Origin of the sequence: Acholeplasma laidlawii PG-8A, assembly GCF_000018785.1 — a bacterium.
Taxonomy (GTDB): domain Bacteria; phylum Bacillota_I; class Bacilli_A; order Acholeplasmatales; family Acholeplasmataceae; genus Acholeplasma; species Acholeplasma laidlawii.
The window spans coordinates 1092648-1106576 of sequence record NC_010163.1 but is presented as its reverse complement, the minus strand read 5'-3'; the positions used below and the strand labels follow the sequence as shown (position 1 = coordinate 1106576).

The 13929-nt window shown below is 32.3% G+C and carries 8 protein-coding genes; all 8 read left to right on the top strand.

The features are described 5' to 3' along the window. Positions 1–282: 282 nt before the first annotated feature. The 8 genes from ACL_RS05290 (at position 283) to ACL_RS05255 (ending at position 13925) form a co-directional block, all read left to right on the top strand. Positions 283–2424, top strand: a complete 2142-nt coding sequence (locus tag ACL_RS05290) for a UvrD-helicase domain-containing protein (protein WP_012243010.1) — start codon at positions 283–285, stop codon at positions 2422–2424. Positions 2425–2672: 248 nt separating this feature from the next. Beyond that, positions 2673–4121, top strand: a complete 1449-nt coding sequence (locus tag ACL_RS05285) for an ABC transporter substrate-binding protein (RefSeq protein WP_012243009.1) — start codon at positions 2673–2675, stop codon at positions 4119–4121. A 5-nt stretch (positions 4122–4126) separates the two neighbouring features. Further along, entirely contained in the window at positions 4127–5071 is a 945-nt protein-coding gene (locus tag ACL_RS05280; RefSeq protein ID WP_041634198.1) for a carbohydrate ABC transporter permease, read from the top strand. Then, on the top strand, positions 5071–5940 hold the full coding sequence (locus ACL_RS05275; RefSeq protein ID WP_012243007.1) for a carbohydrate ABC transporter permease: 870 nt from the start codon (positions 5071–5073) through the stop codon (positions 5938–5940). Before ACL_RS05280 ends, ACL_RS05275 begins: the two co-directional genes overlap by 1 nt. A gap of 53 nt (positions 5941–5993) precedes the next feature. Further along, positions 5994–8813 (top strand): hypothetical protein, encoded by a 2820-nt coding sequence (locus ACL_RS05270; RefSeq protein ID WP_012243006.1) that lies wholly within the window; start codon positions 5994–5996, stop codon positions 8811–8813. A gap of 96 nt (positions 8814–8909) precedes the next feature. Continuing rightward, positions 8910–10079, top strand: a complete 1170-nt coding sequence (locus ACL_RS05265) for an ROK family transcriptional regulator (protein ID WP_012243005.1) — start codon at positions 8910–8912, stop codon at positions 10077–10079. Positions 10080–10092: 13 nt separating this feature from the next. Beyond that, the gene (locus tag ACL_RS05260) at positions 10093–12549 is read left to right on the top strand and encodes a glycoside hydrolase family 16 protein (protein WP_012243004.1); all 2457 of its coding nucleotides are present in this window, start codon (positions 10093–10095) and stop codon (positions 12547–12549) included. 2 nt (positions 12550–12551) lie between these two features. After that, the gene (locus ACL_RS05255; protein WP_012243003.1) at positions 12552–13925 is read left to right on the top strand and encodes a phosphoglucomutase/phosphomannomutase family protein; all 1374 of its coding nucleotides are present in this window, start codon (positions 12552–12554) and stop codon (positions 13923–13925) included. Positions 13926–13929: the final 4 nt, after the last annotated feature.

Sequence of the window (13929 nt, the reverse complement as noted above, 5' to 3'; positions counted from 1 at the left end):
GCGATTATTAATGTATTGATTCTACCATAAAACACTTGATTAATCAAATTGTATAAATCAAAATTAAATATGGTTAAGGCAATATGTTTAAGTGAATAAATTTGATAAATTAAGATACTTTAGTCATCCATAAAACAAGAGAAAAAGTTACTAGAATATACGCTCTTGTTGTTTTTTCAGAATATCAAAAGAAAAAAATATCATCTTTTGATAAAGGTTGATGCCATATGGAACATGATATAATACTACTATGACACAACAATAGAAGTTAGGGGAATTTCTATGAATTATAACTACACAGAAGATCAAAGGTACGCAATTAAAACAGATGCACCATATTTTTTATTAATTGGAAGTGCTGGTACTGGTAAGACACACGTTTTAGTAGAACGTATAGACTACTTAGTGAAACAAATTAAATTAAATCCTAAACATATACTTATACTTACAACAACAGTAAATGATATGTATAATATCATGAATAAATTAGATGAACTTTTAGATATTTCAAACATATCCATTTTTACACTGGAAATGTTTGCTTTAAAGGTTATTTTAGACTATGAAGGTTATAATAAAAAGTTTTTAAGCAAAGAAGTACTAGATAAGATTAAAGATGATATCACTAAAGAGGTTATGATTACTAAGAAACAGTATGAAGCATATCAGATTAAACCAAGTATTTTTATGAATTATAAGAATAAAATAGATGATATCTATGAAAGTTATTTAAAGACACATAAAGTTTCTTTAAATGAAGATTTTGTAAGTTATGCATTCAAACTCTTTTCTGAAGATAAGGAACTTCAAAATAAGTATCATAATATGTATAGCCATATCTTTATTGATAATGCACAAGATATCTATGGTGGTAATAAGGCGTTTGTCTTTAAGTTATTTGACAATACCCAAAACATTTATGTTTTGGGTAATGATGATCAATTAATGGAAGATATAGATATTAAGTCTACTTATTTATATGATGTGTATTTAGATAAGAACTTTGAAAGAAAAGTATTAGTTGATAACTACAAGACAAATCTATCTATATTAAGGTTTGCTAGTATGATTGAAAAGAATACGTCTCGCTTAATTCCAGAAATCAAATATATGAGACAAGATCACTTTAAACCAAATCTAAATATACTTTCAAGTGAAGAAGAAATCTATAAAGAAATGATAAGTACCATCAAACAACTAAATGAAGATGAGATTGAAACAGAACTTTTTGATATTGCAGTGATTGTATCAAATGAAGATAAACCATCAATGATTAAAAGACTAGAAAAAGAGGGTTTATTAAATTATATAGATAAAGAAGAAATGATAGATTGTGATAGATTAGTGGATGGACTATCTAACTATGCAGAAGATCCTTTAATCGATAAAACAAACTTTTTAACCTTCATGCTACGTACGATGGATGAATTAGGTTTAGATAAACAAACTAAGGCATCTTATATGAGACTAATTAGTCTTTATCAGAAGATATCCAAAGATATTTCAATTAAAAACTTTATTATATTCCTACAAACTAAAAGTTATATGAAGGTTTACCAAGTAGAGCCTTCTAGTGTGAATGTGCTCACACTAGAAGAAACTAAGGGTCTAGATTTTAAATATGTCTTCATTAAAGATCTAACAAGTCTATTAACTAATCAATTAGAACAATCAAGAAAGATTGTATATAACCTCTTATTTACTGCAAGAGATTTAGTCTATCTTTATGATCTAAAAAATAGTAACCATGAAGTATTAGAAGAACTCAAGAAAATAAAAGAAAACTGGATTAAAATTAGTGTTAAAAAGTCCATCTATAAAGATATTATTTATATACCTACAAATACTTATTTAAGAATGGAACAACATCATATCTTTGAAGAAGTAAAAATTAAGTATAAGGCATACCCTAAACTATATAATGAGCTTACTTATCTCATAGAGCTTATCATTAACTTTGATAAAATATTAAATGGTAAAGAGACAAACCCTAATATAGATATCTATATGCAAGCATTTAGATACTTTATCCAACATACATTAAAGGTGACATTAGATGTGGCATTTAATGAAAAAAGAAACCGGATTGCAGGTTATTTATCAGGTGGTTCTGCAGGTGGGTTTAATATGGATAGGGACTATGATTATCTCATAAACCAAAAGTTATTAGATAAATCCTTTACCATCTCTGAGTTTAAGAGTGTTCATGATATCTATAGATATTTATCTGCAACACACCATAAACATGACTATGAAAAGTCTGTATCTAAAAACGAAAAAGATCAAGCCAAGAAAAACATTGAAATCTACCAAGGTTTAACAAACAGAGATAAAATCAGGTATTATGTTGCTGTGATAAAACTTTATCATGCACTAAATCTAAATGATAAACACTTAAGTTTAATAGATGCTAAAATAGCTTAAGTATAATACAAAATAAGTTTTAAACTATGTGACACGTAACAATTAAATAAATAAGATAAGAAGAGAAGACAACCCGAGACAAGGGTTGTCTTTTTAATTTATGGTAACGGTTTTACACCATAATCACATCAAAATGAATAAGTAACCTAAAATAACTATTTTTTTAATTAAATTTACTTGTAAACGATTTCATCATGTGATATACTAATGTTAAAGTAAACTAAATTGACTTATGAGAGGTAAGTAATATGAAAAAGATATTTCTGTCACTGATTGCATTAAGCGCACTTATATTAGCGTCATGTACAACAAGTGATCCAAATAGTTTGAAGATTTCTGTCTATTTAGGTGGTTATGGTCAAGTATGGATCAATACACTAGCTAGACAATTTGAAGCAGAGAACCCAGGTGTAACTGTAACAGTAGAGGCAAATCCAGATTTAGCATCTGATATTCCTAACAGATTACAAAACGGTTCAAACGATGACATTTTCTTTTCCCACGGTATTAACTGGGAGTTTTTAGCGGTTCAAGGACATATTGAACCACTAGATGATCTAATGGAACAAGAAGTAGAAGATGGTGTCTTATTAAAAGATAAAGTAGACCAAAGTTTACTTCAAACAGCTAAGTTTGGTGGTAAGTACTATAAATTACCTTGGACAAACGGTGTAGGTGGTATTGTATATAACGCTAAAATGTTTAGAGAAAACGGTTGGGAAGTTCCAGAAACTTATGATGAATTAGTGGCATTATCAGAAACTATCTATAATGCAAAAATCAAAGTAGATCCAACAGATTTAAAACCTAATGCAGCTACTATTAAACCATTTGTATGGAGTCAAGAAACTTACTACTGGGATTACTTAGTATTTGACTGGTGGGCTCAAATCAATGGTACAGAATTCTTTAATGATTATAAAAAAGCAGAATCTAGTGAAATCTTTAACCCTGAAACCAATCAAGGTCACTACAAGGCTTTAGAAGCTTGGACGAACCTGGTTGCTAAAAATCCATTGTATTCTGTTGAGGATTCTGTTGGTAAACAATATATGGCAGCTCAAATGGACTTCTTAAATGGCTATGCAGCAATGATTCCTAATGCACAATGGTTAGAATCAGAAATGATTTCTAATATCAATCCGGATATTATGGAAATGCGTATGATGCCAGCACCATTTGTAGCAGGTGCTAAAACAGATAATGAAGGCAACCCAATTAGAGTAAACTACACTGTTGGTGCTGGTGACTCAATTATTATCCCTAAGAAAGCCCCAAATAAAGAGCTTGCTAAGAAGTTCTTACTCTTCCTAGCAAAAGATGAAAGTATTGCAACATTCACAGAAAAAACTAATGGTGTATTACTTGCTATGAACTATGACACGGTAGAATTAGATAGTTCAAACCTATCAGAGTTTTCTAAATCAATTATTGAAATTAACCAAAACAGTCAAAAATTCAACCTTTATAGTAATTCACTCATGATACTAGAAGGTAAAGTGGGACTAGAATGGCCACCACAAAATCTACAATATTATGCAACATTATTTAATCATTATAATAACCGTGATTATCTAACAAACCCAGAAGGTTGGTTAGCGGCAGGTAATGAATATAATGTTCGTAACATCTTTATAGAAAGTTATGATCACATTAAAGCCAACTGGTCAAAATGGCAATCAGAAATAGCAGGATAAACTAAGTGGAAAAAAGTATCGAAATAAAGAAAAAGAGAATATTTAAGAAAAAGACTAAACAACGCATTTTTATTACGCTTATGTTAGCATACCCTGTATTACAGTTTCTACTGTTCTTTGGGTATGTTAACATCGATACTATTGTTTTGACATTCCAAAAATTCTCTTGGACTGAGGGTAAGTATATCTATAGTGGATTTGATAACTACATTATGTTTTTTGACCGCGTAATCAATGATCCATGGACAAGAAGAACTATTATAAACTCGCTTTTCTATATGCCAGTTAATAGTTTAATTATATTACCTTTATCGATGGCATTTTCTTACTTCTTATTTAAGAAGTTACCATTTTCAGGGTTCTTCAGAGTTGTATACTTCCTACCTTCCATTCTACCTATTGTAGTAATGACGATGGCATTCTCATTTACATTTGATTCAAACCTTGGACCTGTTAATGATATATATAAATGGTTCTTTGGTATGTTTGATTCAAATGTTGTAGTACCATCTTGGTTTGGTAGTTATCCTACTAATCAAATTATGATCTTTGTATATGGCGTATGGGTAGGTTTAGGATTTAATATTATCCTAATGACTGGTGCGATTGCACGTATTCCAGAAGAATTAATGGAATACGGTCAATTAGAAGGTATTGGATTTTTTAAAGAGTTTACAACAGTTGTAATACCGCTTATCTGGCCAACCATTGTAACAACCTTTATTCTAGGTATGACATCAGTATTTACTGCACTCTTACAACCGTTATTCTTAACACCAACAAGTGGTGATACAAATACGATTGCCTTAGCAATATATAACTCAGTTCTTCAAAATCAAAACATTGCATATATGGCGACATTTGGTATTGTATTATCCTTATTTGGGTTACCGATAATATTACTTACTAGAAAGACATTAAATAGATTCTTTACGGAGGTTGAATACTAATGAAATCACATCGCTTTTATTCAACACCAGCAAAAATAATACTTTGGGTCATATTTATAATATTTTCAGTATACGCATTTACATTAATATTCCCATTTGCTTGGATGTTTGTAAACTCATTTAAAACCAATCAAGAATTCTTTACTAATGTTTGGGCATTACCACAAAGTTTTAGTTTTAGAAATTATACGAGTGTCTTAGGTTATAACATGCAAACTTCTGCAGGTACATTTAATATTACGCATATGTTTTTATTAAGTGTAGGTATCACACTTGCAGCTACTGTAATTAACACGTTATTATCTACGATGGCAGCATATGTCATTGCTCGTTATAAATTTAAAGGACGTAATTTGTTATATAGTGTAGCGCTCTTTACGCTTATTATGCCGATTGTAGGTACACTGCCTGCACAGTTTAGATTGATGCAAAACTTAGGTTTATATAATTCTATTTTCGGGATTTTAATATTATATTCTGGTTCATTTGGGTTTACATTCTTTATTATGCATGGGTATTTTAAAAACATAAGCCCTACATATGCAGAAGCTGCATTTGTAGATGGTGCTTCTGATTTTCAAGTGTTTTTAAGAATTATGTTACCAATGGCCAAGCCGATTATGATATCTCTTGCTATTATTTATGGTATTGGTATTTGGAATGATTATATTACACCATCCATATACCTAAAGAACTATCCAACACTTGCAGTAGGTATTAGATACTTAACACAAACAATGGTTTCAACTGGTGCATACGCAGAAATGTTTGCAACTATGATTATCTCGATTGTACCAATCTTAGCAATTTTTATAGCATTTAGAAACACTATCATGGAAAACATGGTAGCCGGCGGATTAAAAGGTTAATAAATTAAAATTAAATTGTACTCAATAAGTACAGAAAAAAAGAGGGTAAATAAATGAAAAAGATAATTACAATGATGTTATTGGTGTTATCACTTGTGTTAGTCGCTTGTACCCCAAGTGAAGAACCACCAACTACAGTGCCAGATGTTGAATCTATCGAATTTAATATGACTTCAACGACTGTAGCACCAGGTGAACATACACTAGTTGCAAAAGCATTACCTGAAGGATCTAATCAACAAATTAGATTTAGTATCCAAGGTATTGTATCCGGTGTATCCATTACTGGTAATAAGTTAAATGTTGGTAATGCTGTTGAAGATGGTATGAAATTTACAGTCGTAGCAACATCTGTATATGATCCAACAATTCGTGCAACACTAGAGTTTACAGTTGTAAATGTTGGTGTTGAAGTTGTTGAAATTAGAACAGAAGAAGAACTACGTGCAATTCATACAAATGAAGGTGGTTTATCATTATCTTATGTATTAATGAATGATATTGAACTAACAGCTCCATGGACACCAATTGGTATTGCTGAAGTTGAAACTGATTCTGGACAAATCATTCCAGGTACGCCATTTAATGGTATCTTTAATGGAAATGGTTTTACAATTAGTGGCATATTAGTTGAAAGTGAAGAACCATTATTTAATGCAGGATTCTTTGCTCAAATTGGTGCAACTGCAATTGTTAAGAATACAACATTTGAAGGTATAGTAAATGCAACTGGATGGTCCGGTGGTATCGCAGGTATTAACGAAGGTTTAATAGAAAATGTTGTATCTAATGTAAGAGTTACTGTAACAGGTACATCCGCAGGTTCGCTAGTATCTGTTAATAGAGGTTTAATCCAATATGCTTACGGTATTGGTAAAGTTGTTAGTGAAACAAACCCTAATACATCAGGTCGTTCTGCTGGTTTAGTGGTTGCTAATGATGGATCAATGATTGAAGTGTATGGTGACTACCAAGCACTTGAAACACCTAACTATACAGCATTTAGTCCATCAACAAACCCAATGTATATGTTACCTACAGTAGATATGAAAACATCTTCAACTTGGGCTTCATTTGATGCAGATGTTTGGTATATTGAAAATGGAACATATCCATTATTAAAACATGAAGGATTCGTTCCACCAGTGATCGTTCCTGAATTAGGTATTACAATTAAAAATACTGAGTTAAATCATGATGTTGAAGTATCAAGTGAACTACAAATAAATGCAGAAGTCATTAACCCAGAAGGTAGTGAAGTTATTATTTATGCACTTAAAGAAGCAGTGGCAGGCGTATCAGTAAGCGAATCAGGTTTAGTAACATTTGATACAGCTTTAATTTCTGCAAACTTCCAATTTACAGTAGTAGTGACAATTGATGGTACTGAAATTAGTGCTGAAAAAACATTTACAGGTGTATATAATCCTGAAATTGTAGATGATACAGTATATATTGAAACAGAAACACAATTATTAAACTTACTTGCTGGACAAACAAACCCAGACAATTTAAGTAAAACATTTGTATTATTAAATGATATTGTCTTAACTTCTAATTGGACAGCAATTGGTATTGCACCAAATGAAGATGAAGGTGTTGTAGGCGTTCCATTTACAGGTGTATTTGATGGTCAAGGCTATAAAATCTCAGGTATTAGTATGCCAGGTGGTGGATGGAATAAAGGTTTCTTTGGTTACATTGGAACAACTGGTGTTGTTAAAAATACACACTTTGAAGGTAATATTGAAGCAAACGCATGGTCAGGTGCACTCGCTGCAAATAATTCAGGTACTATTATGGATGTTGTTGTAGACATTGAAGTATATGTCTGGGGTAATAATGGTGGTGCGATTGTAGAACATAACCATGGTTTACTTAAAAATATTATCGTATTAGGTAAAGCTGTATCAGATAGTGGTCCTACAGCAGTTGGACTAGTTGTTACTAACTTCGGTACACTAGAAGATGTATATGCAAATGTTGATACAGTAGGTACACCAAACTTAGTATCTAATGGTGGCGTAGCAGATGATGGTACACACATTATTAGTGCTGAAAGTTTTGTTGCAGCAGCAACTTATGTAAACTTTGATAGTGCAACTTGGTTAATTGTAGATGGTCAAGTACCTCAATTAATTAATGAGGATACCGTATTACCTGAAGTAGTAGTTTATATTGAAACAGAAGCAGAATTATTAAGTCTACTGGCTGGTCAAACTGACCCAGAAGCTTTATCAAAAACATATAAACTTAAAAATGATATTGTCTTAACAACGGACTGGACTGCAGTTGGTATTGCACCTAATGAAGATGAAGCAATCGTAGGTATTCCATTTACAGGTGTATTTGATGGTCAAGGTTATAAAATCTCAGGTATCAATATGCCAGGTGGTGGATGGAATAAAGGTTTCTTTGGTTATATCGGAGAAACTGGTGTTGTTAAAAACACACACTTTGAAGGCTTTCTTGAAGCAAACGCATGGTCTGGTGCACTCGCTGCAAATAACTCAGGAACAATTCAAGATGTTGTTGTAGACATTGAAGTTTATGTTTGGGGTGCAAACGGTGGTGCAATTGTAGAACATAACCACGGACTACTTAAAAATATTATCGTATTAGGTAAAGCAGTATCTGATAATGGCCCAACAGCGGTTGGTCTAGTAGTTACTAACTTTGGTACTTTAGAAAATGTGTTTGCAAATGTTGACACAGTAGGTACTCCAAACTTAGTATCATTTGGTGGTGTAGCAGATGATGGTACGTATATCATTAGTGCTGAAAGCTTTGTTGCAGCAGCAACTTATGTAAACTTTAGTAGTGATGTATGGACAATCATTGATGGTAGCACCCCTGTATTAAAACAAGCATAACAGATATATAAATGAATATTGGTTGGGCAAATCACTTATGCAAGTGGTTTGCCTAATCAGTATGTTAATAAATTAGGAATAAAGGAGATTTAAAAAATGACAGCACAAGGTGTAAAAAATACTGGTATTAGGGAAAATAATATCGAGTCTATCTTAAGACTCTTATACACAAAAAAATTATCTGCAACACATATTGCAAAAGCCCTTAAATTATCTAAAACAGCTGTGTTCAAGATACTTTCTGAAATGGAAGGTATGAATCTGGTAGAAAATCTAGCAGACAGCGATAATGAAAATGAAAAATATAAGCGCACCCTTTATGCAATCAAACAAGAAGCAGGTATTTTAGGTGTTGTTGAATTTGGATCTACTTATATTAAAATTGTCTTTTCTTATTTAAATGGAGAAATCTTTGATGAAACGATTATAGAAGACAGAGAATTTTTAAACTTAGATGATTTAAATGAAATATGCACAATTATCTTAAATAAGAAAAAACAATTTGAAAAGGATTTTCTAAGTATCATCTCAATTATCGTATCTGCACCTGGTCAGATTAATAAGTTTACTGATGAAATTGAAAATTCAGTGAAGTTTAATTTAATTAAAGATGTCTCAGTTAGAGCATTCTTTGAAGAAAAACTTCATCTTAATGTCATTTTAAAAAATGACATTAACTTAGCAATTATTGGTGAGCAGCATTATGGAAAAATAGAGCGTATCACTGAAAATGGAATACTTATATATGTGGACTCTGGTATGGGTGGTGCGATTCTTAATGAAAATAAGATTATTGAAGGTGATCATGGATATGCAGCAGAGTTTGGACTTATCTCTACATATGATCAATTTGGTAATAACTTAGTGTATGACCTTATATGTTCGATTAACTCTATAAAAAAACAAATAACTTATCAACAATTTATGGGGAAATCAACAATGATTGGTGAAAAGTTTAGATATAGGGATGTAGTAAAAGCATTCTATGAAAAGGATGCATTAGTATTAGAGGTTGTTAAATATACTGCACATAAGTTAGGAGAGTTAATCTCTAACTTAAGTTATATATTTAACTACAGACAATTCTTTGTTGGGGGCCGAATTAAAGCACTAGGTCAACAATATCTCGATTGGGTCTTAGAAGGACTTGATCCAAAGATTAAAGACATTAGTATTAAGTTTACGACCCTAGGTGATGAAAACATTATTTATGGTGCCATCCATGTGGGTGTAACCAATGCATTTGGTGTCGTTGCTAAAAAGTAAAAAGGACAAATATATGAAGAAAATAAGCTTAATCATGATTTTTCTACTTTCTATCCTATTGGTAAGTTGTGTAGAAAAAGAAGAACCAAAATTTGATCCAGATAAATATCTAGATTTAGAGAATATTGTATTTGATGATTTTGATAACGGAATTGACCCGAATATGTGGGTTATTGGTAATAGTAAGTGGGGTGTAGGTAATGGTGGTGTCATCTATGAAAACGTCCATTACACAAATGACGGTATTGTAGTTCTTCAAACCAATGGTGACTTGTATGATGGTCCACTTCGTGGTATTGGAAATAATCATGGCAGACGTACAGGTGCAATGATTACAACAAGAGAAGCACTAGGTCCTGGTAGATTTGAAGTACGTATGCGTATTATGCCACGTTTTGGTTCAACTACTGCTATGTGGACTTACTATTATGATAATGGTATGAACCATGAAATAGATATCGAAAGTAACGTCGAAAATGACTTTAGAAAAGTATGGACTACAAACTGGATTAGTTTAACAGAATATAGTACAGTGTCTAATACCTTAGATTTTGCACAAAATGATTTTGAGTGGCGTACATACCGTTTTGACTGGTTTACAGATCCAAAACGTATTGATTATTATATTGATGATGTATTAGTTTCATCACAATCTTCTTATGTACCAGATCATGCAGGAGAATTTAATATTGGTAACTGGTTTCCAGATGCATGGGCAGGTGTACCTGATTTTGAAACAGACTATACCTATGTAGACTGGTTCAAATATACACCATTTAAAGAACAACCATATACACCAACGCCAGCAAATAATCAAAGTCCTTCAAACTTTTATCCATCAGAGGCGATTGAACATCCAATAGCAAACCTCATTTCAAATGCAGGTTTTGAAACAGATGCTCCAGCTTGGCGTTATCCTGTAACTAGTGGTGTGGAACTACTAGAAGGTGAAGGCTTAAACGGATCAAGAGGAATCTTTGTTCCACAAAATGATATTGCATATCAATTTGTCACAGGATTAGATGAAACATTTGAAATGACATTTAGTGCACATGCAAAACTACCTTTAAATGGTAGTGGATATGTCTTATTAGAGTTCTACCCAGCAGAGACACAAAAAATTGATCAGTATATGATTGAGTTTAACTCAAGCGATGAAGATTTTATAGCAGATACATTCTATGGTAAAGAATTTACCTTTAATGTACCTCTTGGAACTAAACGTGTTGAAGTGTCTTTAATTGGAGGAGATTCTGGTATTTACTTCGATGATTTATTCTTTAACCTAACTAAAAAACCCAGGCCCGAAATCGTAGAAGAAGGTGATGATGTGCAACGTTTAAACATAGATTTTAAAAATGGTATTGACTCCAATGTTTGGGCTGTTGCAAATCAACGTTGGGGAGGTACACATCATGGTGGTGTAATCTTCCAAAACGTACACTACACAGAAGAAGGTAATTTACTCATTCAAGCCAATGGTGATTACTATGAAGGTCCATTAAAAGGTGTTGAACAAAATAATGGAAAACGCACTGGGGGAGCTATCTATACTAAAGAAGCATTTGGCCCAGGATCTTTTGAAGTAAAAGCTAAAATCATGCCACGTTTTGGGGCAACAACAGCATTTTGGACATTTAACTACTTAGATGGTATTAATAGTGAAATTGATTTTGAGTTTAACGTAGGCAATGATTTTAGTACAGTTTGGTTAACCAACTGGTTAACCGAAACAAACTATAACAACCACACCCATCAAATGGATAGTTTCCATAATGATGGAAACTGGCATATATACCGTTTTGAATGGCATACACTACCGACGCCTCATATTAAATACTTTATCGATGGCAAACTTGCATATACAGAACATACTAAAGTTCCAACGATGTCTGCAAGATACTGGATTGGTGTATGGTTTCCAAATAACTGGGCAGGAGATCCAAACTTTGAAACAGATTATTTAGAAGTTGAATATTTCAAATATGAGTCATTCCCGGATCATCCGTATGTTGTTGGTCCAACTGGGGCATCCTCTCCAACAGCATTTTACCCAACAGCGCCAATAAAAAAACCAGTTTCTAACCTTTTACCACACGGTGATCTAGATTATGAAACAGGTTATATGTTAACAGGGGATGCAGTGATTTCAAATGGTGAATTAAAAACTGGTTTACTTGGCAGTGCTGAGTCCCTTATTACAGGGTTAAATGATGCCTTTGAACTCACACTTAAACTCAAAGCCAAAGCTTCAAATAACGCAGTTGTACGTATTGAGTATTTAGATAAAGATTTAAATGTGATAAGTGGTGAAGATATTATTGTATCAAACTTAAACGCGAATACATTTACAAACTTTACATCCGTAATTAATCTAGTGGAAGGCACTAGAGCCATCAATGTGATTTTTGAGGGAACAAATATCACATATGATGATTTATTTATAAATTTAACACACAAGGTGAATTGAAAATGATTAGATTTACTACCGGTGGATTTAGGGGAATTATCGGAAAAGATTTCATTCCGGAAAATATTGTTAAAATCGCAACAGGTATCTATAAATACATTAAAGAAAAACAATATAAGAAAGAAGTGTCTTTATCTTATGACTTTAGAGCCTATTCAGAAGAGACAGCTAATTTAATTGCTGAAGTATTATCTGCTGCCGGTATTAAAGTGTATTTAAGTGATGATGCTACACCAACACCGGTTGCGATGTATATGGCACGTTACTTAAATATTTCAATTGGCATGATGATCACTGCATCTCATAATCCATATAATTATAATGGTGTTAAACTTTTTGAACATGGAGTAGATGCCAGTGAAGAAGCAACAAACCATTTGGAAAAGTTAATTAATGAACCGGGTTCATTAAATAAGCGTGATATAAAAGAAGTTGTTAAAATTGATTTTTTATCACCTTACTTTAACTTTGTCAAAAAATTCATTGATATTAAACCAAATGCTGAAAATAAGATATTAGTAGACTTTATACATGGTACAGGTGTAAAGACAATTCCTTATTTTAAACGTTACTATAATTTAGTAAACTTAGAGTTTTTAAGAGGGGATCAAACGCCTAACTTTAACTATATCCTGCCAAACCCTTTAGAAGAAGTTATTGGCGTAAACCGGGAACTTCAAAAGGAAAAAGGTTATGAGCTTATTATGGGTCTGGATTCAGATGCAGATAGACTGGGTATGATCGATGAGCACGGTAACTTTGTAGATAATAATGAAATACTTGCAGTTATTTATTATTATCTAGTAAAACACAGACACTTGTCTGGTGATATTGTAAAAAATATTGCAACCTCTAACCTTATTGATGCACTTGCAAAAAAGCTAAAATTTAAAGCGCATACCGTCGATGTAGGATTTAAAAATATATCAGCTGGAATGATGCAGCATGATGCTTTAATTGGTGGTGAATCCTCAGGAGGTCTTACCATTAGAGATTATGTTAAGGGTAAAGACTCTACCTTATCCGCGCTCTTAATGATAGAGATTGTAACAAAACTTGCAAAACCACTTTCACAGATTGTAGCTGAAGTACGTGAATTTGCAAACTTTTATAGATATACAAAAGAAGCAGAAATGGTATTTGACGACAGAGAAAAACTTATAGATTTTCTCAATAAAAAGACAAACCTACCATTTGAATTCAAACAAGTGATTCAATATAAATCAAATTATAAATATGTACTAGAAAATGATGAATGGATACTCTTAAGATTCTCAGGTACTGAGCCACTCTTAAGAATATTTGTTGAAACAAATGATGTGTCAAAAAGTGAATCCATTATCGAATCATTAAAAAATATACTAAAAGGAATATGATAAC